This is a genomic window from Enterobacter cloacae complex sp. 418I7 (assembly GCF_050030705.1).
GTDB classification, from domain to species: Bacteria; Pseudomonadota; Gammaproteobacteria; order Enterobacterales; family Enterobacteriaceae; genus Enterobacter; species Enterobacter intestinihominis.
Genome location: NZ_JBLGUU010000001.1, coordinates 2,700,668 through 2,723,688 on the forward strand (window position 1 = coordinate 2,700,668; position 23,021 = coordinate 2,723,688).

General features: G+C 54.0%; 39 protein-coding genes, 1 tRNA gene and 3 pseudogenes. All 43 read right to left on the reverse strand.

The genetic code is table 11. The features are described 5' to 3' along the window. Window positions 1-17 precede the first annotated feature (17 nt). Window positions 18-761 carry a DUF6246 family protein gene (locus ACQG0S_RS12950; protein ID WP_426750439.1) on the reverse strand — a complete coding sequence of 248 codons (744 nt, stop codon included), beginning with the start codon at window positions 759-761 and terminating at the stop codon, window positions 18-20. Between the two features lie 50 nt (window positions 762-811). Beyond that, entirely contained in the window at window positions 812-1,567 is a 756-nt protein-coding gene (locus ACQG0S_RS12955; protein ID WP_426750441.1) for an Ig-like domain-containing protein, read from the reverse strand. Between the two features lie 57 nt (window positions 1,568-1,624). Continuing rightward, a complete protein-coding gene (locus tag ACQG0S_RS12960; RefSeq protein ID WP_426750443.1) occupies window positions 1,625-2,008 on the reverse strand; it encodes a phage tail termination protein in 384 nt (127 codons plus the stop codon). Continuing rightward, on the reverse strand, window positions 2,005-2,373 hold the full coding sequence (locus ACQG0S_RS12965) for an HK97 gp10 family phage protein (protein WP_426750445.1): 369 nt from the start codon (window positions 2,371-2,373) through the stop codon (window positions 2,005-2,007). The genes ACQG0S_RS12960 and ACQG0S_RS12965 overlap by 4 nt, the downstream gene beginning before the upstream one ends. A 2-nt stretch (window positions 2,374-2,375) precedes the next feature. Next, entirely contained in the window at window positions 2,376-2,726 is a 351-nt protein-coding gene (locus ACQG0S_RS12970) for a hypothetical protein (RefSeq protein WP_426750447.1), read from the reverse strand. Next, a complete protein-coding gene (locus ACQG0S_RS12975; RefSeq protein ID WP_023300380.1) occupies window positions 2,726-2,899 on the reverse strand; it encodes a hypothetical protein in 174 nt (57 codons plus the stop codon). The genes ACQG0S_RS12970 and ACQG0S_RS12975 overlap by 1 nt, the downstream gene beginning before the upstream one ends. Then, on the reverse strand, window positions 2,899-3,279 hold the full coding sequence (locus tag ACQG0S_RS12980; protein ID WP_279748417.1) for a DUF7370 family protein: 381 nt from the start codon (window positions 3,277-3,279) through the stop codon (window positions 2,899-2,901). The genes ACQG0S_RS12975 and ACQG0S_RS12980 overlap by 1 nt, the downstream gene beginning before the upstream one ends. A 2-nt stretch (window positions 3,280-3,281) precedes the next feature. Beyond that, window positions 3,282-3,647 carry a hypothetical protein gene (locus ACQG0S_RS12985; RefSeq protein ID WP_426750449.1) on the reverse strand — a complete coding sequence of 122 codons (366 nt, stop codon included), beginning with the start codon at window positions 3,645-3,647 and terminating at the stop codon, window positions 3,282-3,284. A gap of 9 nt (window positions 3,648-3,656) precedes the next feature. Next, a complete protein-coding gene (locus ACQG0S_RS12990; RefSeq protein ID WP_230480259.1) occupies window positions 3,657-4,754 on the reverse strand; it encodes a major capsid protein in 1,098 nt (365 codons plus the stop codon). 9 nt (window positions 4,755-4,763) lie between these two features. After that, complete coding sequence (locus ACQG0S_RS12995; RefSeq protein ID WP_032648633.1) at window positions 4,764-5,198, reverse strand: hypothetical protein; 435 nt, start codon at window positions 5,196-5,198, stop codon at window positions 4,764-4,766. Between the two features lie 3 nt (window positions 5,199-5,201). Beyond that, entirely contained in the window at window positions 5,202-6,590 is a 1,389-nt protein-coding gene (locus tag ACQG0S_RS13000) for a DUF2213 domain-containing protein (protein ID WP_426750451.1), read from the reverse strand. A 209-nt stretch (window positions 6,591-6,799) separates the two neighbouring features. Then, entirely contained in the window at window positions 6,800-7,786 is a 987-nt protein-coding gene (locus ACQG0S_RS13005; protein WP_426750807.1) for a phage minor head protein, read from the reverse strand. Further along, window positions 7,743-9,191 carry a DUF1073 domain-containing protein gene (locus ACQG0S_RS13010; protein WP_426750454.1) on the reverse strand — a complete coding sequence of 483 codons (1,449 nt, stop codon included), beginning with the start codon at window positions 9,189-9,191 and terminating at the stop codon, window positions 7,743-7,745. Before ACQG0S_RS13010 ends, ACQG0S_RS13005 begins: the two co-directional genes overlap by 44 nt. A gap of 11 nt (window positions 9,192-9,202) precedes the next feature. Then, window positions 9,203-10,678 carry a terminase gene (locus ACQG0S_RS13015; RefSeq protein WP_426750456.1) on the reverse strand — a complete coding sequence of 492 codons (1,476 nt, stop codon included), beginning with the start codon at window positions 10,676-10,678 and terminating at the stop codon, window positions 9,203-9,205. Window positions 10,679-10,687: 9 nt separating this feature from the next. Continuing rightward, window positions 10,688-11,137 (reverse strand): DUF2280 domain-containing protein, encoded by a 450-nt coding sequence (locus ACQG0S_RS13020; protein WP_032634757.1) that lies wholly within the window; start codon window positions 11,135-11,137, stop codon window positions 10,688-10,690. 32 nt (window positions 11,138-11,169) lie between these two features. After that, the gene (locus ACQG0S_RS13025; protein ID WP_426750458.1) at window positions 11,170-11,808 is read right to left on the reverse strand and encodes a putative metallopeptidase; all 639 of its coding nucleotides are present in this window, start codon (window positions 11,806-11,808) and stop codon (window positions 11,170-11,172) included. Window positions 11,809-11,811: 3 nt separating this feature from the next. Beyond that, entirely contained in the window at window positions 11,812-12,030 is a 219-nt protein-coding gene (locus tag ACQG0S_RS13030; protein WP_426750460.1) for a hypothetical protein, read from the reverse strand. Window positions 12,031-12,124: 94 nt separating this feature from the next. Next, window positions 12,125-12,325: a hypothetical protein gene (locus ACQG0S_RS13035; RefSeq protein WP_045622346.1), complete on the reverse strand. Its 201-nt coding sequence runs from the start codon at window positions 12,323-12,325 to the stop codon at window positions 12,125-12,127. A gap of 38 nt (window positions 12,326-12,363) precedes the next feature. Next, window positions 12,364-12,834 carry a lysis protein gene (locus ACQG0S_RS13040; protein ID WP_426750462.1) on the reverse strand — a complete coding sequence of 157 codons (471 nt, stop codon included), beginning with the start codon at window positions 12,832-12,834 and terminating at the stop codon, window positions 12,364-12,366. Continuing rightward, a complete protein-coding gene (locus ACQG0S_RS13045) occupies window positions 12,831-13,271 on the reverse strand; it encodes a lysozyme (protein ID WP_063151934.1) in 441 nt (146 codons plus the stop codon). The genes ACQG0S_RS13040 and ACQG0S_RS13045 overlap by 4 nt, the downstream gene beginning before the upstream one ends. A gap of 3 nt (window positions 13,272-13,274) precedes the next feature. Beyond that, complete coding sequence (locus ACQG0S_RS13050; RefSeq protein ID WP_001514184.1) at window positions 13,275-13,550, reverse strand: phage holin family protein; 276 nt, start codon at window positions 13,548-13,550, stop codon at window positions 13,275-13,277. Then, complete coding sequence (locus ACQG0S_RS13055) at window positions 13,547-13,948, reverse strand: putative holin (protein ID WP_001514183.1); 402 nt, start codon at window positions 13,946-13,948, stop codon at window positions 13,547-13,549. Before ACQG0S_RS13055 ends, ACQG0S_RS13050 begins: the two co-directional genes overlap by 4 nt. A gap of 163 nt (window positions 13,949-14,111) precedes the next feature. Next, window positions 14,112-14,186: transfer RNA gene (locus ACQG0S_RS13060), tRNA-Ile, on the reverse strand. Window positions 14,187-14,660: 474 nt separating this feature from the next. Then, window positions 14,661-15,350, reverse strand: a complete 690-nt coding sequence (locus ACQG0S_RS13065; protein ID WP_063151933.1) for a bacteriophage antitermination protein Q — start codon at window positions 15,348-15,350, stop codon at window positions 14,661-14,663. After that, window positions 15,347-15,922: an HNH endonuclease gene (locus ACQG0S_RS13070; protein WP_426750809.1), complete on the reverse strand. Its 576-nt coding sequence runs from the start codon at window positions 15,920-15,922 to the stop codon at window positions 15,347-15,349. The genes ACQG0S_RS13065 and ACQG0S_RS13070 overlap by 4 nt, the downstream gene beginning before the upstream one ends. A gap of 24 nt (window positions 15,923-15,946) precedes the next feature. Beyond that, a pseudogene (locus ACQG0S_RS13075) lies at window positions 15,947-16,042 on the reverse strand (hypothetical protein); the annotation flags it as partial. Then, complete coding sequence (gene rusA, locus ACQG0S_RS13080) at window positions 16,039-16,401, reverse strand: crossover junction endodeoxyribonuclease RusA (RefSeq protein WP_032680713.1); 363 nt, start codon at window positions 16,399-16,401, stop codon at window positions 16,039-16,041. The gene rusA and the pseudogene ACQG0S_RS13075, both read right to left, overlap by 4 nt. Further along, the gene (locus ACQG0S_RS13085) at window positions 16,398-16,688 is read right to left on the reverse strand and encodes a DUF1364 domain-containing protein (RefSeq protein WP_058677204.1); all 291 of its coding nucleotides are present in this window, start codon (window positions 16,686-16,688) and stop codon (window positions 16,398-16,400) included. Before ACQG0S_RS13085 ends, rusA begins: the two co-directional genes overlap by 4 nt. Then, a complete protein-coding gene (locus tag ACQG0S_RS13090; RefSeq protein WP_058677203.1) occupies window positions 16,681-16,851 on the reverse strand; it encodes a NinE family protein in 171 nt (56 codons plus the stop codon). Before ACQG0S_RS13090 ends, ACQG0S_RS13085 begins: the two co-directional genes overlap by 8 nt. After that, window positions 16,844-17,293, reverse strand: a complete 450-nt coding sequence (locus ACQG0S_RS13095; RefSeq protein WP_409249731.1) for a recombination protein NinB — start codon at window positions 17,291-17,293, stop codon at window positions 16,844-16,846. Before ACQG0S_RS13095 ends, ACQG0S_RS13090 begins: the two co-directional genes overlap by 8 nt. A gap of 228 nt (window positions 17,294-17,521) precedes the next feature. Further along, window positions 17,522-17,773: a hypothetical protein gene (locus ACQG0S_RS13100; RefSeq protein WP_426750466.1), complete on the reverse strand. Its 252-nt coding sequence runs from the start codon at window positions 17,771-17,773 to the stop codon at window positions 17,522-17,524. Next, the gene (locus ACQG0S_RS13105) at window positions 17,773-18,483 is read right to left on the reverse strand and encodes a hypothetical protein (RefSeq protein WP_426750468.1); all 711 of its coding nucleotides are present in this window, start codon (window positions 18,481-18,483) and stop codon (window positions 17,773-17,775) included. Before ACQG0S_RS13105 ends, ACQG0S_RS13100 begins: the two co-directional genes overlap by 1 nt. A gap of 10 nt (window positions 18,484-18,493) precedes the next feature. Further along, entirely contained in the window at window positions 18,494-18,700 is a 207-nt protein-coding gene (locus ACQG0S_RS13110) for a hypothetical protein (RefSeq protein WP_426750470.1), read from the reverse strand. A 1-nt stretch (window position 18,701) separates the two neighbouring features. Beyond that, a pseudogene (locus tag ACQG0S_RS13115) lies at window positions 18,702-18,893 on the reverse strand (hypothetical protein); the annotation flags it as partial. 86 nt (window positions 18,894-18,979) lie between these two features. Next, window positions 18,980-19,264 carry a hypothetical protein gene (locus ACQG0S_RS13120; protein ID WP_426750472.1) on the reverse strand — a complete coding sequence of 95 codons (285 nt, stop codon included), beginning with the start codon at window positions 19,262-19,264 and terminating at the stop codon, window positions 18,980-18,982. Then, window positions 19,261-19,608, reverse strand: coding sequence for a hypothetical protein (locus ACQG0S_RS13125; protein ID WP_426750474.1), 348 nt, complete (start codon window positions 19,606-19,608; stop codon window positions 19,261-19,263). Before ACQG0S_RS13125 ends, ACQG0S_RS13120 begins: the two co-directional genes overlap by 4 nt. Then, on the reverse strand, window positions 19,605-19,901 hold the full coding sequence (locus ACQG0S_RS13130) for a DUF4406 domain-containing protein (RefSeq protein WP_023303592.1): 297 nt from the start codon (window positions 19,899-19,901) through the stop codon (window positions 19,605-19,607). The genes ACQG0S_RS13125 and ACQG0S_RS13130 overlap by 4 nt, the downstream gene beginning before the upstream one ends. Then, the gene (locus ACQG0S_RS13135; RefSeq protein WP_426750476.1) at window positions 19,898-20,146 is read right to left on the reverse strand and encodes an XRE family transcriptional regulator; all 249 of its coding nucleotides are present in this window, start codon (window positions 20,144-20,146) and stop codon (window positions 19,898-19,900) included. Before ACQG0S_RS13135 ends, ACQG0S_RS13130 begins: the two co-directional genes overlap by 4 nt. Continuing rightward, on the reverse strand, window positions 20,143-20,487 hold the full coding sequence (locus tag ACQG0S_RS13140) for a winged helix-turn-helix domain-containing protein (RefSeq protein WP_426750478.1): 345 nt from the start codon (window positions 20,485-20,487) through the stop codon (window positions 20,143-20,145). Before ACQG0S_RS13140 ends, ACQG0S_RS13135 begins: the two co-directional genes overlap by 4 nt. Beyond that, window positions 20,487-21,920: a DnaB-like helicase C-terminal domain-containing protein gene (locus ACQG0S_RS13145; RefSeq protein WP_426750480.1), complete on the reverse strand. Its 1,434-nt coding sequence runs from the start codon at window positions 21,918-21,920 to the stop codon at window positions 20,487-20,489. The genes ACQG0S_RS13140 and ACQG0S_RS13145 overlap by 1 nt, the downstream gene beginning before the upstream one ends. Further along, on the reverse strand, window positions 21,910-22,809 hold the full coding sequence (locus ACQG0S_RS13150; RefSeq protein WP_108361533.1) for a DNA replication protein: 900 nt from the start codon (window positions 22,807-22,809) through the stop codon (window positions 21,910-21,912). Before ACQG0S_RS13150 ends, ACQG0S_RS13145 begins: the two co-directional genes overlap by 11 nt. Beyond that, the gene (locus tag ACQG0S_RS13155) at window positions 22,802-22,948 is read right to left on the reverse strand and encodes a hypothetical protein (protein ID WP_015571544.1); all 147 of its coding nucleotides are present in this window, start codon (window positions 22,946-22,948) and stop codon (window positions 22,802-22,804) included. The genes ACQG0S_RS13150 and ACQG0S_RS13155 overlap by 8 nt, the downstream gene beginning before the upstream one ends. Beyond that, window positions 22,939-23,020: pseudogene (locus tag ACQG0S_RS13160) on the reverse strand (replication protein); the annotation flags it as partial. The pseudogene ACQG0S_RS13160 and the gene ACQG0S_RS13155, both read right to left, overlap by 10 nt. Window position 23,021 lies beyond the last annotated feature (1 nt).

Consider the following 23,021-nt stretch of genomic DNA (forward strand, 5'->3'; position numbering starts at 1 on the left):
AAACCCGCCGAAGCGGGTTAACTTTTTCTTTTTGAGGACTTTTCGCGCTCAATCATTTCCTGCCAGCGGCGATCGTCATCGTCCATAACCGCGTCGTACTCTTCCCTGGTGAAGCCTTTCTGGTCAGGGTATTTGGCGTTAAGCATCATGGCGAACTCGGTCATGGTAAGGTTTTCAGCCTCTTCCCTGCTGATCCCGAAATGGTTGCGCGCCGCCATGATGTATTCAGTCGCATGAAACTCCGGCGTCGTTTCCTTGCTTTCGTGCTTCTGCAACTTACGAACCTTCGCCCGTCCGATAACGCCATGCATGATCAGTGACTGAGCTATCAGAATCAGGTTCTCCGGCGGAAGCGCTCCGCGGTGCCATACGAATGTGCGCCGGCCAGTACGTGAAGGCTCATGCCATCCTGTCAGTTCAGAAACGTCCTCGTCACAGCAGGACTGAATGACGTTAATAGCCGATAGTAATGCATCACGCACAAACGCGGCAGAGCCTGCTGCATCAAGTGCCCAGCGCGGCAGCGAAACGTCACCGAAATAGTGGGCGTAAAATCTGCGCTGATGCTCTGGTATCGCACTGTGAATTTCGCGCGCCGCTTCAAGCATCTTTGCTACGTCGTCATTGAACAGCGCATAGAAAGTGCAAACGATATGTTCTGGCTCGCCGATCCGAGTCATGTTACGGAACGATGGCCGGAAGAAGTATTCACGGCCGCCAGCACCAATCAGGCACTCTCCAATTTCTTTCAAAGGGGTCATATCGCTCTCCATAACCAGTATCAAGGGCAGCACGCCGCCCTTTGTAGTGATTACGGTGCGGCAGTAACGGTAACGGCGCAGGTGTCGGTGAAATCACCGTCAGCAGTAGTAGCCGTAATAGTCGCGGTTCCCTCGGCAACTGCTGTCACCAGTCCTGTTGAACTGACGGTGGCAATTGAAGGTGCTGAAGTCGTCCAGGTGATCGCCTTGTTAGTCGCATCGGTTGGCTGAACCGCGCCGCTCAGCTGCTGGGTTGCGCCAACGACCAGAGAAGCAGTTGCAGGGTTAACCTCAACGCCAGTGACATCGATGGAATCAGCGACTTCAAACACAACGGTGTCGGCGTCGTAGACCTTCCACTCGCCGGAGAAGGTGGAGATATCGTTTGTACCGAAATCACCAGACCATGAAGTGGTGTTCATGTATCCCTGGATATAAGTACCGGCGTTCTCACCAGCAAAGTCGAAACGAACCCACAGGTTAGGCTGACGGCCTGCCTGAACTTCGTCAAAGATGTACTTCGACAGGCGCCACGCGCCGATCTCGTTATCTTTATCAGACTTGCGAAACTCACCTTCACCAGAGATCGTCAGATCCATGTTGTTGACCAGGTTCTCCACCAGCCCTTTAGCATCATCCGCCTCGGAGTTGATGGTGTTCATCGAATAGTCGATGCCCTTGGTCGTCATAGCGCCGAGACGCTTCCACTCGGAAAGCGCTGGCACTGCGTCGGGGCAGCCAAAGGCCATGCGTAGCACAGCTACTTTCCCGATCAGCTTGCCAAAATCATTAGCACAGCCTTGCATGTGTACCTCTCAAATAAAAAAGGCCGCCGGATGGCAGCCTGATGGGTTGGTAATGGGTTATTCGCCGTAGACGCACATGAACTGGAGTCGGAAGACCAGGCGGCCCTCTTCGGTCAGGATTGGTGCTGGCATGTTTCCGAGATTTTGAATCAGGCCAAGGCATTCGTCGGTAATGTCGTTCTGTTCGACATAATTGATGATTTCCTGAGCCTTCTCAGCGGCTGCTCGGCGCTTATCCTTGGCGGAAATGACATCCACCAGCACGTAGTGATCAGATCCGAGGTCATTTCGGATGTCGGTACCGCCGTTAGGCCGGAACACGATGAATGCGTCGGTTAACTTCGTTGTGTCGTCCCATGCCAGCATCTGAACAATGAAGCCAGTGGTAAGCCCGGCATCAACGAAGTAGTTACGCACTCGCTCATACATGGCTGGTGTCATACTGAAAGCTCCTTGCGCATCACGGCATCAATCTGGCTGCGGGTGTCTTCAAAGCCTTTGGTGAGGAACTCTTTCTGCGCGGTGGCGCGGCGGAAGGTTTGCGGCACGTTCGGATCGTGAACGAAAACAGCATAGTTGGCCGTATATCCCACCCGACCTGTCAGCCGAACGCCGTTTTTTATCAACTCCCGATACTGGCTATTAAGCAGTGTTGAGGTGTCGATCGGAGTGTACAACGCGGCTTGTGAGCTGCCGATTATCATTGCTGACTGTAGCGCCCTGACGACCTTTCGCCCTTTTAAATCGTTGATGATTCGGTTGAGCCCAGCTTTCGACTGCTTAACGCCGCGCACTTTTATGCCCATGGCTACACTCCGGTCAGGATGGCGTAATCATCCGCCAGTCGTTCAAACGTGTCGGCATAGCGAATAACTTGCCTCACCTCGTCGGCACCGGCCACAACCGGGTCAGCTTCGGTTGACACGCCAATCAGCAGATAATCACCGGCGGACGCCAGCGCGAACTCTGTCCAGACGGTGTTCTTAACGACGATTTCAGCGCCCAGGCTGGCTAACTTCTTACTGAGCCCGCCCTCGTAATCGCAGAGGATTTGCTCAGGTTCGGCATAGCCAAGCGGATCGCCGTATTCGTCATTTCCTTCCAGTTTGCGCCAGATGGTCGCCGTGGCGGTATAGCTCCAGTTCGCTACCGTTGACATCAGCCCTCCTTCCAGCGCAGCACCTTCGCGCCAGTCGCCCGGATGCGCTCACAGTTGATATGCCATTCACCATCCGATTTCACGTAGCCGGTAGTCTCCCGCCCGGTGTCGGTCATCACCCAGACGCGGGTGAACGAACGCGGCAGCCCGTGCTTAACTGATTTGTACGTCATCAGCAGCCCCCGACCACCATGAACAGGCCGACGCCATTACCTGCGCTGATCGGTAACTCACCGGTGCAACCGCTGGTATCAAGCCGGGCCAGCGAGTCACGCAGCCAGGTAATGCTGTCGTCGCCATATTCAAACGAGCGGGACGCGCCAGACGGCGCCCCCTGCGATTTGATGCGGCGCGCACCGGACGAAGTAGCCATAAGCGCGGCGGCGTACATCAGGATCAGCTTCGCGGTGCATTCGTCATACCCAGCACCATCGAGGCACGGAATAATCTTGTTCACCACGCAGAGGATCGGATCCAGCAGCGCACCCGGGATGGAGTAACCCAATTCACCGAGGAACGCCTGCACGTCTGCCGCTGTGATTGGGTCAGCCATGGTTATTTCGCCTTCTTGATAGCTTCCGCCAGTGCTGCTTCGGCTTCGTCAGCGCGTTTGGTTTCTGCTGCCAGTGCGTCGGCGTGAGCCTTGTCTTTAGCTTCACCATCGGCGATTAGCTTTTGGTTCTGCTCCAGTGCGTCGGCGAGTTGCTTTTGAAGGGCCGTCAGATCTGTCGCAGGAGCTGAAGGAGTAGCCACTTCGAAGGTAAGCTTCTCGCCTTTCTTCTTGTCGGTATCCTTCGCCTTGCCTGTGCTGATCCAGCGCTCAGCTGTTGCATCATCCACATCAACTACCGAACCAACCTCCAGTTTGCGGAGGTTGGCACCGGCGTGTAGGTTGCTTGCCACGATTTCTACCAGTGCCATGATTTATCCTTAGCTTGATGCGTGAATTACGGAGTATTTGTTGTTGATGTCCTGCTTGACCATCAACCCCATTGCACCCCAGGTGCGCCAGATGTAGTCGCTGTTGTACTCCGGACGCGGAGATGCAACGGTACCGATAGCCTGGCCGACGATTGGAGCAATGACGCCAGCAGACAGCGGAACGATGACGATTTCGTTACCTGACAGTTGGCTGTCTTCTTTGATCGCCGCAACGCCGGTCAGTTTCAGGATTTCATCCATGATCGTGCCGGACTGGAAGTTGTCGGAGAAGTAGCGTTCCAGGTTGGAGATGATTTCACCGGATACGTACCAGGTCTGCTCTGCATACTGGTTGTTCACGCGGCGCATCTGATCACGCAGTGCGATTGCGCCAGCGCGGATGTCCTGAGACGTTGCTGTGCCAGAGGTAAAATCGATGTTCAGGCCTGAAGCGCCAAGGTCGATCTGCGCTACGCGCTCATCGTCACGCAACCCTTTCCAGGTCAGACCGTCAAACACTGCGAAGTTGCCAGCTTTGTCGCGGAAGCCGTTGAAGATGTAGTCAACGTAACGACGCTGAACGTCTTCAACCGAACCACGCTGCGCATCAGCCTGCGACTGCAATGCCTGCGGGCTGTTGAAGATTGGATCACGCCATTCGAACTTAAAGCCCGAGTCGTGGATAGGCACCATGGTGCCATCGAAGGAATAGCTACGAGCATCGAGTGCCGCGCCGACCTGTCCGGACATGGAAGTGTGAGCCCAGCCGCGGCCACCGGTACGAGCATAGTCGTAACGAGACTGTTCGATTCGAACGGAGCGAGAAAGCGGCATTAGATCGTTCAGCAGAGTGAACTCGGTATTCGGCTCGAACTGCTGAAGAACAGTTGTGTCGAAAGCGCGATACAGGCGACGAATATCGTCAACTGCGTTCACCGCATCGAGATAAGGAGCGTTTTCTGCATCGCCACGGAACTGAGTGCGCGCCAAGAAATCCGCTGCTGCCTGAGCACTGGCGTTTCGCTCAATTTCAAGAGCGCGCCATTGCGCCTGATTTACCGCGAAGTTACCGGTCTTTTCACCGATAGACTTGGAGAATACAAACATATCCGCTCCTTATTTGATTACGACACGAAGCAGATCGCCTGCCGCCGCTGTGTATGATTTGTCTTCCTCGACGTAGCAGCGCACTGACTCATCGCCAGCAGCCACCTTGACTCGACCGTTTGCAATAGAGAGCGCCTGTCCCTTGGTGTAGGTGCCGGCTGCGGCACGAACGTTGAGGAACATGCCCGGCAGAGGCTGAATACCTACGACAAGCTCGCCAGCAGGGATAGCGTCGTCCACTGACAGGCAGCGCAGATAGTCTTTGTTGGCCACATACAGAATTGCAGCCTCATTGCCATCCACAGAGGCAGTGAACTTGTCCGCTGCACTGAAGAAGCCAATGGTACCCGGCGGAGTAGATGCCGCGGCCGCGCCTTCACGGTTAAGCAGCGGATTAGGGAACACGCCGCCGGCGTGGATGATATGCTTTCCGTCTTTAGCCATTTTTTACTCCGGCATTTCGCTGACTGATTGGGTGTTGGTAGCCTGCTGGCGGAATGCACCGTTCAGGCCGAAAGAGGTCTGGCACTTGGCGTACATCGCGTCGAGCGCCTTACCGTCCAGATCCGCGACTTCTTCATCGCTCATGTTCATCGCCAGTTTCACTGCCGCGCGCTTTTCGCCTTTCTCTTTGTCGGCGTTCGCGCTCAGGCTGTTGAAAACGACGTCCACGCGATCGGCGAGTTTCTTCGCCCACGCTGGCATCTCTTCGTTATTGGTGGCCTGCTCTTTTTTCTTGGGCTTGCCGGTTTCAGGGTCGATTTCTTCATCGCCTTTTTTCTTGGTGGTGGCTTCTTCGGCCTTCATCTGGTTGTATGCGTCCATCAGCTCGGCTTCGGACTTGCCTTCAGTCGGCTTACCAGCGGCTTGTAGCGCATTGATAATCAGTTCTTTCATCGGATCGTTCTCTCCGTTGGTTTTAATCTCGTACTCAGTGGGTTTGCGCACGACTTCTACAGGTTCGCCGACGAACACGGCCTTGCCGTCGTCATCGATGAGGTACTTCTGCTTCAGGTATTTGGTGTCATTGCGGTAGATGAAGCTGTCAGGCCACACCGTTTCAGGCCAAAGCCACTTATCTTCGGTGTCACCCTCGCGCAGCTTGTCGCTGATAGCGCGGGAGATGTCGTCGAAAGAGAAGTTGGAGGCATTGGTGAAGAAAAATTTGGTCTTGTTGAGCAGGCCGTCGCGGGTGCAGTCGATTCCGTCAGCGAGGCGGGCAACTTCGATCTGCTGTTCATCGCCTTCAGAGTTAACGAAGATCCCAACGCCCTCCTCCGGAGTCCCGGCACCCGGCTCATCGAGCAGCACCGCCACATGGTCAAACATCATGTTGGTGGCGATCTCGTTGTACTTCTTACCCTTCGATTCGCCATTGGCAGCAATGCCGGAATACAGTAGCCCGGTGGAGATATGGATAGGGTCGGAGTTTGTACCCGCCAGCATCTCATCCAGGCGGTTGAGCAGGCGCTTGCCCTTGTCTCTCGACTCGGCGTACTGGCGGTTAACGTACATGTCGCCCATCACCTTCCCGTCTTTGTGGCTGACGTTCTGTAGCCAGGCCCCGACGTGGTACTCGTTCACCGCCCGGACATCACGCGCCGACACATGCTTGCCGTCCACTTTCGGGTGGCCCAGCGGCATCGGGTTACGCTCGAGCGTGTTGTAAGCCTTTTCGATTTCTGCTGCCGGGTACAACTTCCGGTTCATCACGATATCGTCCACGACAGGCGTGATGCCGCGAACCACGATATGTGGCTTGCCGTCGATGGTTTCAGTGGTGATGTTTGAAGCGGAGTTGACGACGGTCAGCACATTAACGCGGTTGCGTTTCATGCTGGGTCCTCATTGGTGTAATTTCGGTGTTACTCTTCGGCGATACTCGTCGCTTTTCCTGTCTACGTCCCAATCGGCTAGCATCCTGTCATGGACTATCAGACCCTGAGCAATTGCCTTGAGCCTTTCTCTTGGGCGGCATATGGTTTCTGCGAATGAGTAGTGAATGTTCAATATCTCCACTGCATTGGCGGCATCACATGGATAAATCACGCGGCCTCCTTGACTGTCCATTGCTGACGCTCTTTCTTCAGCTTATCCGCCAGCCCTTCGTTGAATATGCTGCCGTCGTCGTTGAGCAGCACAGGTATCTGGCTGCAATAGCAGTTGTACCGGTTGCCGTTCTGAGCGTAGAAGTCCCGCACCTCTACGGTGGTGTAGACCTTGCCGTGGCGGCTGGCATGCCAGGTTCGCGTCGTTGGTTTGAGCGCTGAAAGCCACAGTAGGCCGGTATTCAGACCCAGCCTGTCGGCTGCCCAGTCCGTTTCGTTCCATTGTGCCTGCCGCAGCGCACCGACCTGCTCAGTCTGGGCGATGGTTTTGGCCTTCGACATCGACACATCTAGGCGCTTGCTGATGACGCTGGCCGTCTCGCGAGGACTCACCCCGCGCGCTACCGCATCGGTGATGATGTTGGCCAGGTCGCCGCGGGCTGTATCGCTGATGACCTTCCAGTCACTGAACGTTGTCAGCCTGGCCGCCGCAATCTGGTTCAGGTAGCCGAGGCTGCTTAAAAGCTGCTGGAGCGTCGTCTGACTGGCGTACGCCTGCGACTGCACCGACAGGTTGGTGAAGGCGTTTAGCGTGCCGCGGTAATATTCCGCAATGACGTAGTCCATCGCCCATAGGTTCTGGCTGCCGCCTTCAAGAAGCTCATCATCAAGAATCGACTGCACCACCTGGAGCAGATCGGCCAATTCAGCAGCTGTCATGTCATAGACGAACTTACCGGCATTGACTTGATACAGCGAAGGTTCTGCGCCCTCGTTGTTGCACATCATCCAGGACTGCTGTGCGTTCGCCTCACGTTGCTGCCCAGTCAGCCGCAGCTCAAACAGAGCCTTAAGCCTGCGCTTGATGTTCAGATACCGATCTTCGATATCGTTGAACATCCGACTGACCTGCCGCGATGATTGCGTCGGGTCAGCTTTATTACGCGGTACGATTGGCGTCCCGATTCTGGTTTGCGCTGTCATCATCATCTGTCAGCGGATCCTTATCGGTTTGCTTTACATCAGGGTTAGGTGGCTGCACGACCTTGCGAGGCTCAAGCTCACCAACTGCGCGGATTTCGTTTTCATCCACTGCCGGAGTGCCGTATGCCTGTTGGGTATCTTTCGCCACGACAGCCATTGCCTGCATGTTGGCAATCTTCTCTTTCTCACTCGGCGCGAGCAGATCAGACCATGCCAGCGTAACCTCTCCGGATGTAGGCGGGTCAATGACACCTACTGTCCAGAAGCGCTCAAGCACACTCTCAATAACCGTCGACTGGAATCCCCAGCGGCGGCCGTTACAGCGCTTCGCCCAGTCTGTTTTGTCCTCATCTGAGGCAAGGCGCCCCGTCTGCTGACCAAACAGTATGGTGAACGGGCACTGAATCGAAGATGCAAACTCGTTGGCAGCTACTGTCCAAGTCGGGGATGGATCGGCAGCTGCAACAGAAAGCACCGACGGCGTGCCGGCCTGCATTACCAGGGCAGAATCAGTGCCACGGTTCATCTTGGCGACTTTGTCGTTGAGCGCTTCGCCCAGGTCTTTGTAGCCAGCGTCTGTGGCTTGCTTTGACAGGTTCGCAATGTTGGTTTCTTTGTCGAACGCAATCCCGAGCTGGCGACTGGCATTCTTCAGGAACCCTTCGGCACTACCACCCGATACCTTTTCAAGGTCGAGAAGTTTGTTGTAGCCCGCGCGCAGGAAAGGCACGCCAGAGAGCATGTTCTCGTCTTCTGAACCTTCGCAAAGGATGATAATTCGCTCGGGGTGTACGGTAACGCCTCGCACCGGGCCGTACGTACCATCATCACCAACTGGCTGTTCGTTGAAGCTGTACGAAACTGGCTGGCCATACGTTTCTGAAAGCGTGTCGGTATCGAAATTACCTGGCTTGATCTGGGATTCCCACGCGGGGATCAGCTTAACAATGGCCTTGTCTTTCAGCCGTGACACCACCGACCTGTCTACCGGCTCACTCCACTCTCTTCCGTCCCGAAACTGAATCAGCAATGCCGAGTATCGGCCAACCAAGTTACGGCGATCCGCATCCTTAATTTTCGGCCAGTGCTTCTTCAGCAGCTTAGTGGCTGACTTTTCCCAGTCCGTTGTCTCTGTTGACTCCTTTCCGCCGTCGCCGTCGATGATCGTCGGGTTATCAACCCAGCACGAATCGAGAAGCTTATGGACTGCGGCAAACGCCACCGCGTTGCGCTCGTAGGCCCGGTAGTAGCGGTCGAACTCGAGACTGTTTGGATAGCCAAACTCATCCCACAACTTCGTGCGTTTGGTGTTTCCCGGCTGGCCTGCGTACAGCATGCGCTGCCGCCCGATAGCATCAGCAAGGGCATTAACGAGGAATGAAACCTCGCCTTGTTGTTCACTCACTGATGAGCTCCTTAGAAGAATACTGCGCCGACCTGCTTGTGGTTGTTCTTCGCTACTGCAAAGTAACGGAAGCCGTCAGCACCGTGTGATGTGAAGTCATGAAGCGGTTTGTCTTTCCAGCAGCCGCGCTTGTCGTCCCACTCCTTGCGGTAGCCTTCGAGGTGAGATATGCCCTCGGCACATTTCTCCTCATCGAAGACGCAGGACGGGAGAATTTCACGTACCGACTCAATGCCGGTATCGACACCAGTTTTAGGCACAACGTTGAATGTCATCGAGTACACCTGACCGTCGATTTCATAGCCTTCCTGCGCGAGCTCTTTGCGCGATTTGGCATCAGCGCCGAATTCGCGGTTTTCGATGTCGTGCGGACCCCAGTGCTCGCCGTACTCATAGCCGCGGTCTTTCAGCACCTTCATGTAGTGCCTCAGGCCTTCACCAGAGTTTTCGTAGTAGTCGATGATGTGGAACTCTTCGCCAACCTCACGAACGAACCAGATAGCCGTGGAGTCGCCCACACCAATATCCCAGAACGTGTGCACCGGCAGGTGTGAGTTATCCGGGATTTTACCGATCCGCTTGTTGGTGTAGAGCCAGCGGAACTGTTTGGCGTAGTACGCGCCCTCGACAGACTGCTGGAACGCCTCCGCCGGTATGGTCGGGTATTCGCGCTTCATGTCGTCGCCTAGAGTTTTCTCCTTGGCGTAATACCATGCTTTTTGGCGCTCGTTGATGATAACGCCGTGCTTCGCCTCCATCTCAGCGAAGTATTCAACTAAGCGCTGAGGCAGCGCTTCCACCAGGTCGATTGCATACTGCGGATTCTTCCACCAGGAGAAGAAGAAAAACTTCCAGTCGAGGTTGGATAGTTCCTTGCCCTGAAGCATGGCCTTCTCGGCCTCAGAGCAGTAGTCATAAAAATATCCCGCCCGCCCCTCAGCCGTGCTTTCCAGGGTGATTACGCCACCAAGTGGCACAGCCTCAAAAGCACCGGTAACAATCTCCTTAGCCTTCTCTGGCCACTTGGCGCATATCTTCCCAAACTCGGAAACGTGCAGGCTATAGAGCGTGCCGCCTCGGAAGGATGTCGATACCGTAACGCTACCGCCTTTCGCGAAGACGTACTCGCTGGTCGTCTCTTTAACGAGAGGATTGGCCAGCTTGATATCGTCGGGCATCCGCTGGTAGGCAAACTGCGTTTTGTTTCGGAATAGCCTTTCTGCATCCGGAAGTGAGTGAGCGATCAGTGCGCATTCTTTTTTGTGGAAGATCGCCAGATCAAGCTGGATGATGCACACCTCGGTGGTAAACCCGAGCTGACGTGCTTTGAGTATCACGTTGCGGTCGTGCATCCCGTCGAAATACTCCAACTGCTCAGGAGTCATCTTGAACGTTACGCACTTACCGTTTTTATCTTTGATTTTGTACAGGTGATTGAGACGCCAGAACCTGTTCTTCAGGAGCGCTTTCTGCTTTTCAGTTAACACAGTCACTCCTTACAGGTCTTCATCTCCTATCTCGTCCATGACAGATGCAACTGAGCTCACGGCAAGGCCGCCTGAGTGTTCAACCTTCTGCTTATTCGTGTATGCATCCCCGCACTCTTTCGCAGCCTGCTCCATCAGAGAAGCAGCCAGAGCCATGTTTCGCATGCTCTCAGCTTTCGTCATCATCCGGTCAAGCGCGCGGAGACGATATGCCTTGTTGGCGATCGGGATGTCGCTTAATTCGGTCTGGAAGCGCTTACGGGTTTCGTGGAATAACTCAACCCACTTCTGCGCCAGCCCCCTGCCGTTTGCTTTCGTCGGGTCGTGTGATTCGACCTGCTGACGAGTGATGCTCAGGCCAAATTCTTTTTTGACCAACTCAACCACCTGGGATGGAGTATCGAAGCAGGCAAGGGACTGAACGATGAAGGCTTTGACCTCACCTTTCAGTGTCGCCATAAATTACCCGCCTGTCATAATCAGTCATATTGTTAGGCCAGCTTGAGCATGCATGTCCCGCATGACCTGGCTATATCGATGTGAGCCACTTCTGCTGGCGCATTGGCCGCATCAACGAGCTCCTGTACTTCTTTGCTGGCACCGTATCGACGTACGACACCTGTGAATTCTTCGACGTCGTGGCCGCGCAGTGTGAGCACTGGCTGCCCGGTCTCTTTGTTGAACTTAGGCGCGCCGAAATCATCGGTGGCCTGGGCGATGTGGTAAAGCTCATGCTCTACCAGTGCGCAGAATTCGAGGTCACTGCATTGTGAGCAGTAATCGGCTGCCAGGGTGATGATGAACTTAGGAATTCGCCCGAACCATTCATGCATCTGCTGTTCCATTCTGGCTTTTTGCCAGCCACCTGCGCGGAGCATTACCTGCTCGGCTTGGCCGAGGACATGTCGCCCTTTCTTCGTAAACGAATCGGATGCCCACATGAAGCAGAGATCAGCCTCTAACAGGTGTTCGTGGTCAGGGTTATGGATGCTTCCAGCATCACTGAGGATTTGGCGGCTTATCCACTCATGCACTTCGTTAGCGGGGATCAGCCTGGTGTATGGCTGCCAGTTGTCTGAGACGATGAAGTTAACTGGCGGGTATGGCCTGCGATCGTCATCGTTAACCATGGGTTACTCCGCTGTTTGTTCTGCTGGCGGCTCGGACTGCTCTGCCGGTACTGGCGTGAACTCCACGCGCTTCACATCGGCAGGAGCGAAATACAGCCACTGGCCCGTTTCAGTCGCAAGCGGCACAAAGCCGTTCACCAGTTCAGGCTGACGTCGTGACATCTTGCCAGTGAAGGTTTCGCCTGTTTGAGTGGTTAGCGTGATTTGGTAGATGTCGGACATTGAGAGCCTCTTTATCCGCTTGTGGGGATATTGCCATTACGATGGGAATACCCATGGTGATGACAATAAAAAAACCGCCCGGAGGCGGCTTGATTTACTTTTTGAAATTAAGTGCTTTTTCAATTTCAGTTAAAGCATTTGAGACATGGGGATGCTCAACAATTCGATAAGGTGAATTATCCAGCAAAAGCATGTCAGCCCTAACTGCTATGCGCTCCAAATCAGCATCCTCTTCTCGGATAGCGCCGATAACAGCGATAAGGGCTTGCTCAAGAGCTATTTCTCTATTAGTCATTATTATCTTCCTTTAATAATTGAAAACAGAATCATAGCTCATTTCAGACATTGGGTGTTGATGTAGCCCTGCAAATAGCCAACCTGCTTCGTCACGGTGACGATTCGCTCTCTGAGGATGAAATAATCCCGTTCAGCGGAGTCAGTAAGTCGGGGGCCGGGAGCATTGCCCATGCCGCCGGTGCTGGCCGTTCCGTTTGCGGGACATTTTGCGTTGAGCTGCAGCCGCTTACGACCAGCAATGACATCGCTATGCAGACGCTCAATGGTTTCTTTCGCATCAGCCAGTTCTCCGGTGTATTTGGCATCCAGTGCAGCGACATCACGCTGCCGGGTCTGCATATCTTTGATGGTGTCGTTAGCCAGGCGGAGATTCTCGATGGCCTTATCGCGCTGGTCTTTGTAGGTGATGGCGTTGTCGCGGTAGTGGTTCACGAAGAACACCAGCACGCCGATTACCGCCACCACCAGCAACTGCAACCAGTAACGCCTTAGCAGCGCGCCAATCACGACAGGAACAGAGCGCGCTCCGCCTCACGCCGACGGGTCAGACCGTTCAGGACTTTGCCACCGGCTTTATTCCAGCGCATGAACTCATCGGCAGCGCCAGCATAATCACCGGCGTTGAGTTTTCGTAGAAGAGTCGATGTCGACAATGACCGGGCGCCGAGGTTATAAGTGAACGACACTAGGGCATCAAATTGCCCCTGAGACAGGCCGACTTTAACCAGACGTGACACATCACTTTCATAGCTGGCCAGTCCGGTCTTCAGCAGGCGCTCTGCCGTTTCCTGCTTGATAGTCATCCCGGCGCGGATTGGTTTGCCGTCGACGGGCTGAGTCCAGCCATAACCGATCGTCCAGACTCCTACGCTGTCCTGGTAGGCGGTGAGCTTGCAGCCCTCAAACTCTTTTATCAGGGCAATGCCTTTATCACTGGTTTGCATGGACTACTCCGTTATAACGACCTTCGCCAGGTTCCCACGCGCCAGCCACACCGCCATGCAGATGACGGAGTTAAGCAGCAGATCGCCAAGGTTAACCTGTACGTAATGGCCGAGCAGAATGTTGAAGGCGTTGAATCCGGCGGCAAGAATGACCAGATAAGCCAGCACCGCGACACTCAGGCGATGACGCTTTCCCTCTTTCCGGAAAAACATCAGCCTGACCATGATTAGCAGGCAAACTATGGCGTTTGCATCCATCAGAAGAAGTTGCCATGTCATTTATCTTCCTCCCCCAGCCCCGGCATCTTCCCGCTTTTTGATTTGCGGAGAATACGCAGCAGGACTGCCACGGAAATGGAAGCAGTGACAATTGCACCGACAGCTGGCGATACCTCAATGCTGGCCGGTGGCTTCATCAGGCTTAACGGCGTGTTGATGATTCCGGCCATGATTTTCGCCATGGGTACGGAGAAGAACACGCCACTGATAAACGATATCAGCGCAAAGATAGCCTGCTTCCAGAGTTGATGGGGATCTGAGGTCAGAACGTATAGCGCCGTTCCGGCGAGTGATCCGAGCATCACTGCTGGAGTCGCCTCCGGAAACAGCGTGGCAAAGGTTACACCGACTGATGACGATGTAAGACCAACGCCTACGATAGTGAAGGTCTCAGACATATTTATTCCGTGTGTAGTTGGTTCAGGCCCTAGGGACGATTTAACAAGTAGGCGTGTCGATGATGGTTCCCAGAGCCTGAAAATAAAAAAGCCAGCGACAGGCTGGCAATGTGAGGGTAAGGCAATGTCGGCTCTATGGCCGAAGGGTCCCAGGTAGTGGGTTTGGTTCGCCCGGCTGGATTCGAACCAGCGATCATCCAATTATGAGTTGGGAGCTTTACCGTTTAGCTACAGGCAAATAAAAAGGCCGCCTAAGCGACCTGTCTGTTGAGTTGCACCTTCACCACATTTTGAGCCCACGTAAAAAGCCTCTTAGGCCTTCAGCGTGCCTCCTGTAATGCGATGTGCACTCATCGATAACATCATGAGCTGACACAAAGCGAAGCGATTTACAACCGACCTCTTTGTGCACCTTGTTTATGACGTTGAATATTCGAACACTAAAAGCATCATCCACCTTTCTGATTTCGTAACGATAGGTGATGTTGTTAGTGCCGCCAACGTAAAGCTGGAAGTTCTTCATGATGAGGCCTCTCTGTTTTAACTGGAGGCCACATTTTACATAAGTAAAAAATGATTTTTAACTTTTAAAGACTACTTGGTTTACATAAAGCACAAAAAACAAAGCCCCGCACATTGGCGAGGCTCTTAATTCTTTGTCGACCTACGAAGCTATGGCGACGATATCAGATTTACATGAAATGTATGCTATTTAATTGACTTTTGCAATAGCCTGCTGCGAAAAAGTCGCCTTTTGTTGTGATCGTGTTCTCACAGTGCAGAGAAGAGAATCGCCATCAAGCCGCTTAAAGATGGTGCACATGGCCCGCCAGTAGTCGGCGTAGTTATGGCACCAGTTATCAGGCTTAACGCCACACAGGGCCGCCAGATCCTGATGCTGATACACATCCCTACCCGCCAGCTCAGCCTTAACGTCCTGCGCCGCCAGCCAGATCAGCTTCTTCAGGCGCTCCATCGTCTTGCCGGCCACCTTCTTCGCGCCGAGCTGCTCCAGGAACTCTGCCCAAGCCCACTGGGTGATAGCCACCTGGTGCTCAAAGCTAACGTTCTCGCTGTAGTTCCACAGCAGCCATGCTTTCTGATGGTCTTCCAGCGACAGGACAGCGCGGCGCCACGATGCAGTCACGAACTCTACCGGGCTGACCAGCGCGATAGACGATCCCTTGGCGCGGGACTGACTTCCACTCATCGCCGGGCCGTCCGGGTTAACTTTACGGCCGGTGACCGGGTCGGTGATTTTCTTCCGTCCCCGGCTGCGCGCCGTCGCAGTGAATTGTGCGTTTTCGGCGAAAGCTACCAGTTGCCCCTTGGTCGCCCCGCTCAGATCTGCGGTCGCCACAATGAGCTGCTGACGTACGTATTCCAGTTGCTGACTGTTCATGCGGCACCACCATAGATATTGGTTCGCCCATGATTGCTGTGAAATCCCAGCTCTTTCTCAGCTTGTTTCCTTGCCACTACAGCCTCGTCTTTAGATTTGAAAGATCCAAGGAAGATTTGTTTTCTTTTCACATATATGTACGCGTGCCATCGCAATGAATTCTTGCAAAGCCTTACACCGTGGTAGCCTGATTTGTTTGTTAGAAGCAGGGACTTGTTTTTACCATTCTCTGCGTTATCAACAATGCGAAGATTGGACTCCCTGTTATCTGATTTATTGCCATTGATGTGGTCCACCATGGCTACAGGCCACTGGCCCTTTATTAAGGCCATGACGATCCTATGGAGAAACATATTTCTACCATTCAGGGACAGGCTCAAATATCCGCGATGCTCATACCCGGCCTGCTTGAAGGCATATTTTTTGTTCCATGCTGCGCAAGTGGCTTCGTCATGGAAATGGTCAAGAGGTCTCGCCTTCCAAGTTAAAACGCCAGTTTCAGGAGAGTAAGTAAAACACTCGTTGAGATATGAAATATTCAATCTTTGCTTTTTCATCAATTCTCCCCTCATTTTGAGATCCACTGAAACTTCGCGCTGGTTGGTTTTGGTCTGGCTGTGCTTTGCTACTGGCGGCATGCTGGCGCGCTTAACGCTTTCGGCCTGATACCGCAGGAAGTCTGTGTGGTTCATTCAGCCTCCAGTTCGGTGATGGTCAGTTCAAGCCTGCCGCCTTTGACGATTGGCATCCTCTTCACGCTGTAGTAGTCGACCTGCTGGTCATCGAGCCAGAACCCGGATTTCGTCAGGGCGTCGAAAGCAGCCTTTTGCAAGTTATCCAGGTCTCGTCGGCGGCGATCCGGCATGTGGCACTCGATACGGATTTTCACGGGTGTTGCCAGGCCAATATCCAGCATTGAGTCTTTGATGATTCTGGCGACACTGTCGCGGTACGCCTGCCCTTCTGTGCTGATGTGCGTGCGCCCGCGGTTATGCCGGTAGTAGCGGTTGTTGCTCGGCGGCCACGGGAGGCTGATGCGGTATTCATTCATGTTTTTACGAGCCCCTCTTTAAGCCAGATGACCTGTGTGCGAGCCATTCCTTCAAGCGCGCACTCCTTTGCATATTCCGCATCGACCAGGCGGGTGCGGCGATCAATCTCGTCGTGGCAACTGCTGCATGCGATGGTGGCGATCAGGTCAGGCGGCTTTATTCCGGTACCGCAGAGACCCGCCAGGCGGATATGAGCCAAGACAGATGTTTCAGAGTTGCCGTTGCATACGCCTGGGATCCGCACCTGACATTCTCGACCGCGTGCCGCTTTGCACAAATTAGCCATGCGCCCTCCGTGCCGCGAGACGCAGCCATTTCTGATCCACCAGGCGGGCGGTGTAATCTTTAAAGGTCGGGATGTCGGACGGCTTAACCGCTGGCTTACTTTTGCGGCGCGCCGGAACGCGGAAGATTTCGTTCGTGATGACGCGTGCGAGAGGATTACCCACGGGAAGCCCTCCACTCTTGCGCCCAGGCAATGCGCTTATTGGATGCCTCGGAGAACTTCACGCCGCGGTCGGTTCCGAACCAGTAAATCGCCTCAATGACGTCGACCATGTAGCGCTTGCTGGATTTCGAAGTGCGGACGCCGAAATAAACGCGGCCGCCGTTGATGCCCGGCGCAGATTTCTGTTCCTGGTCTTGAGTCTGATTCACCAGAACGGTGATGAGGTCCTTCCACTCTTCGCGGGTCAACTTCTCGCCGTGCCAGACAACCTGGTCAGACAGGTCCTTCAGCAGCGGCCACATAAGACGGTTTTGCTTATCGGTTCGCGTCTCTTCCCGGGCCTCGACCACCATCGGCGCGCGAGGGTTTACCGGCAGGGTGCGGATGAATGCTATGAGGTTGTCTTTAACGGTGTCGTTAACGATGCAGTAGTGCTGTTTCATACGCCACCTCCGGGAGGTAACGCAGAATGCAGAAAATCGCAGGTGCCGTTAAGCATCTGTGACAAGGTGAGGAGTTCAGATTGTGGTCGCATTTAAGTCCCCTTAAATGCGCAGAAGTCACCAATGGGTGTTCAGGCCATCAGCAAAGAAAGTATGGACGGTTGATTCAACAAAATCAACTGAAGAGAAAGGCCTCCGAAGATGCCTGTTTGTTATGCTTAGAATGGGTTAGGCATTATGCGATACCACTGTTGGCGAACTAAGTGGGCAGGCGACACCTATCGGATGCTTGCCATTGCAGATAAAGCACCGCATCCCGCTAAGCACCTGAGGAGAGGTAGTGATCGTCGGAGGATTATTCTCGCTCAATGCATCACGGAACGCGACCGCAACAACCTTCCCGCCCAAAGCTTCCATATGGGCATGCACAGGCGGCTCCTTGCCGTCTTCGAACTCAATGACGAAAGTTAACTTGCCCATCACTTCACCTCCTGCCGCGGTGCTGCTGGGTAAGCACTGCCTTCCTGACCTGGTTCGTTACTTCCTGTGCATGCATTCCGGTGGTCATTGGCATGCGGGCAGCGTTTATTTCCGCATTCAGGGCAAACGACGAAGTGACTATCAGCAAATGTCACCGGGCGGCAGGTGCGGCACCAGCATTTGGTTGACGTTTCCGCGTTTTCCCGAAAATTTTTGGTTGACGAATTCAAGATTTCCCGACAATGCGGAGAATTACCTGCCTCATAAGCAACGCGCAACCAGTGGAAAAATACCTCCGTCATCACGCATCCACATTCGACGTCAATAGTGCCTGTCTGCTGAGAAAGCCACTGCTCAAATGACAACTTGTTAGCCGTCATTACAGGTTCTGCACCCTGAAGCATGGCGGCGCACATTGCGTCATATTCAGATATTGGCTGCAACCTGTATCCATCTGGCACAGATACCGGCGCTGGCAGGGCGTTATATAGCATAGTTCCTTCTGGCAGAGCTTTATCAATAGTCGATGTATCGTTACCCGCTCGACTTGAGAGAACCTGCGTCACAGGCTTCGCTTCGAGCGATGCCAGCGCCAACTTCATCGCCACAAGCGCATTGGCCGCATCTTCGTTTACAACGCCGGGCACAGCATCGCGCTCTTCTTCGAGCTCCGCGATTGTCGTCAGGAGCCATTCTTTGGTTAATGTCATGGGTTAGTCCTCAGTAATCGAAATCGACTTTGAATTCGTGTTCACACTCAGGACACTCGACCTCGACGCCTGTCGTTGCCGGAGTGTCATGTTCACAAACGCCAAAACGAGCATCGGTCCAGAAATCATCTTGCACGCGGATGATGTCGAAGTACTCCCCACACTCGGGGCATTCAGTGTGCAGTGTGATTCCCCATGCTGCTGAATGATTAGCCATATCACTCTCCTTTTCCGGCTGCGGCGGACACCTTCACTCCAGCTGCATGAATCTCGTGAATGGCATTGTCGTTACCAGAACACCACCCCTCGGCATAATCCCGACTGAATCCGCTCATGTGCATCACTTCGCCAACGCTGAGCTTTGGAAGGTTCACCTCCCGCGCTTCCAGCTCAGCAATCCGCGACTCTGCGGCTTCCAGCTCATCCAGCAGCGCCAGGATGTCGTCATCTCCATGTTTTTCGGCGGCTTTACGTAATTCGCGTTTGTCGATGTTGCTCATTGGGCGGCCTCCTGGACAGACATCAGCGCTTCACGAACGCATGGCTTGTAGTAGTGATGGAAAGCGAACGTCAGCCCGAGCTTGGTTGGCCGCTCCTGTTTCCCGAGTAGGCCGAGGCGCGTGCAGATTGTCGTTGCGGTCCATCCTGAGTGATACCCGGCAGCGCGCTTCATGACTGTTTCAGCCAGGATGGTGCGGAAATCAGAGCGACCGAAATTCGTGTTTTCGAATGCTGCATTGATCACCTCATCAGTCAGGTGCGCGTCGATAGCGTTGCTCATGACTGCACTCCTTTGCGAAGCTCGTCGGCGAAGTCTTCAGCGTTTTCACCCGAGACCCACCAAGAATCCCTGGCGTCAGAAGAGTGGGCACGCTTCGATTCTTCTTTGCACTTTGATGCAAACATCTCCACCCCCTGCGCCCGCACTTCAGCCAGGAAAGCGTCGGTAGCTGGGATTGAATCAAGCACTTCACAAACATCGTCGTTCTTGCCATCGCGCTCAGTTCGGCAATATCCGCACATGATGTAACTGTCAGCATGCTTTTCAATCGCTGACTTCAGCCCCGCATTCTCCGCAGCCAGAGCCGCGCACTTGGCTTCAAGTTCTTCGTATGTTGGTTTCATGCGGCAGCTCCTTCAAATTGGTAAGAAATTTTAATTCCCAGCTTTTTAGCCATGGCATGCTCAGCGACGGCACCTTCCGACTCTTGCCACCCATGCAGCATGTGAATGGCGTCGGCGCAGCGAAGCATCGCCAGGCAGATGTCCATATACTCACGCTGAGATAAACCATCCGGGAGCGTGGCCGGATTTAATGCCACATGACCACCTGATAACATCTGCTGTGCTACTGCGTTAAACATCGGACGGTTGTAGTTTTCGTAACCCGTCATTGGTCCTGCGATGTAAATTTTCATACCACTGCCCTCCCGTACTTGTCTGATAACTCGCCAATTTGCCTGTGGATTTCCGCAAGGTCACACCCTGCGCAGCCCAGAGCTTCGGCTATGAGTTCTTCCTGTTCTTTGGATGGCCCGGTTTGCAGAATTTGATTAAGCTTCCTGTGCGATACACCGCAGTGCTTGGCGATGCTGATGAGCGTTACACCGTTATCCTTCGCCATGATCCTAACCATCCAGCGATAATCACTCCATTCGCTCATACCCCCACCCTCCCCCAAACCATCAATACTCGCTTCATCGCCGCGCTGTTGCGGCACTCCTGGCAGATCACGTTCGTCTCTGTACGCTGCACCAGCTTCGAATTCCCCTTCGGCATGGCAGGTATGGTTTCCGGTGCGTATTTCATGCCGTAACTGGTCAGCCGATAAAGCCGCTGGCCGTGCTTGCCCTCACAAGTGATCAGGCCGTCTGCCAGAAGCGAGCTGACCGTGCCTGAAATCTTTTTGGTGGTCATGCCGATCATGCTGGCAATGCGAGCACTATTCAGGCCCGCGTTATTACGCAGGGCTGCAAGAATCTGCCCACGAATTGTTATGGTCATCAGAACCCCCCTTTCTTTTTCGGCTGCTGCTCACGCCCGCGGCGTTCTGCGGCGGCTGCATGCTGGTCTGTGTCGTAAATTGCCCCGTTGATCTGATTGCAATAAACCGTTCCGGTGCTGCCGTGGCGGTTGAGTCGCAGGATTAACTCGGTTTCTCCCGGCGGCACGCTGTCATCGAAAGCACCTTCCCGGTGGATACCAACCCAGTAGTCGCAGTCCTGCTCAATCTGCCCTGTGTCGCGGGAATCACTCGGCAACGGGCGTTTATTCACTCGCTTCTCCAGTTCGCGGTTGAGTTGGGTCAGCAGCACGACGACGCAGCCAAGCTCTTTGGCGAGGTTCTTCAGACCTTTGGTGATCATCCCGTAGGCCAGGTCATTACGGTCGGCCTTTTCGGCGGTCATCAGCGTCAGGTAGTCAACAAGAATCATGCCTACGCAGCCCTTCTCGCGTTTGATTCGGCGGCTTTCTGTAACGATATGCGCCAGTGACAAGCCAGGAGTGTCGTCGATGTACAGCATGTCGATTTCACTCAGTCTCCCGGCTGTGGCGATCGCCTTCTTAAAGTCGCCGTCGTAGTCGCCCTGGTACTGGTCATCGGCGTCATCCGTGGCGGGCATGTAAAAAATACTCGGATTAATGCCGGACTTCTGACCAACCAGTTTCTCGAGGATCTGGTCGCCTGGCATTTCCAGGCTGAACATCAGCGCTGGCTTTTTCTCACGAACTGCGCAGTTGATCGCCATCTGCCCGTACAGGGTTGTCTTGCCCATCTTTGGCCTTGCGCCAATCACGAACAGAGAGCCTTTAACCAGACCTTTCGGCGCTAGCATTCGGTCGAGTGACGGTATACCGGTACTCATGCCGCGTTGTTCGCCTGAAGGGTCAAAGCGTTTCTCCAGATCTGCTACCCAGTCATCCATAACCTCGCCAAACGATCTCAACCCTCGGCGGCTGCCGGTTTTTGAATGGTCTGCGAGCTGGGTGAAAATACCCTGAATGGCCTCGTACTTCTGCGTAGCGCTCATGCCGTTACGGGAATACAGCAGCTCAGTAGCTTCGGTCAGGCGGTTGATACCGTAGCGCTCCATTGCGGCTTCCCGGACTGATGCTGCGTAAGCTACGATGTTTGCAGCGCTGGGAGTGTTCTTGGCGATCTCCGCAAGGTAAGCAAAGCCACCAACCTGCTCAGCGAGCCCTTTACCTTCGAGCGCGTCGAACAATGTCAGACCATCGACTGGCTTGTTGTCGCGGAACATCTGGCGCATCTCGGCAAAGATCAGCTGGTGAGGTCGGCTGTAGAACGACTCAGGCTTGAGCATCGCCAGAACCTTCTGGACTCGCTCGCTGTTGTCATCATCCAGCAGCAGGCCACCGATAACGCTCTGCTCTGCTTCGAGGTTATGAGGTACAGCCATGAATTCAGCGGTCATCACGATCCCCCTCGCGCACTTCGATGTAGAGCTTTTCGGTCAGGAACTTATCGAATTTCATGCGGCGCCAGGTCTTCCCGGATTTCTGGTCTGGTCGGTCTTCAAGCATCCAGCGGCAGTTCTGAGCGATGTAGCGCAGATAGCTTCTGAAACCGTCCATATCCATCGGCTTGCCGTCCAGGTTGCGGGCAATTTTGTTAGCCTTACCCCAGAAGGTGCGGATCAGATTGCGTCGCTCATCAGTGAGGCATCTCCATCCCCGGGCTTCAGGCAGTTCGTCTTTCAGGCATTGCCATACTTCATCGCATGACAAACGGGACTTTTTCTCTTCAGCGGGGTTCTGGTCATTTGCGACATACTTACTACCTTTAGGTAGTAAGTTATTTAATATATTGTTATCTGTGGACACCGGCTGGACATCGGCTGGACACACATCCTCCACAGGCATTGTTATTACTGCGTTTGCGCTGGACACTGGCTGGACATCGGCTGGACAAAAATTTGACTGATATTCGTCATATTTGACCACTTTTAGAACAGTAAAACGGTTGTTCGATTTGGTGGTGATCATGCCCAGGTTCTGGAATTTACGGAGCAGTGATTTAACGCGATCAGCGGTCAAACCCGTTTCCATTGCCAGTGTGTTACGACCGGTAATGAACTCTCCGCGTTCGCAGATCACATCGCCAACATCAGTCGAAACCATTGTCTGTTCGTGATTAGCGCGCAGGAGCAGGTGAACCCATAAATGAGCCGCCTCAGCGTCCTTGTAGAACGGCACATCCATAATTTTACGGTGCAGCAAGGCAAACCCCTTACCGTCATTCGTGCGCGGTTTCTGGAGCCTTCTGGCCTCTCTGGCTTCGGCTAAATTAGATACGTTACCCACGGCCACTCTCCTTACGTTTCAGCTCTTCCAGGATGGCGCGCATCTTCTCTGCCACAATCGGGTTAACCGAGCGGATGAAGCGGTCGCGGGTTATGTTTTTATGTACAGCGGTATGGTAATAGCGTGGATTTTTTGCCATTATTCCTCCTGCAACTACTGTCGTTTTTGCACCAGAAAGTCGGTTCTGTTCGCGCAGACCGGCTTTCGCCATT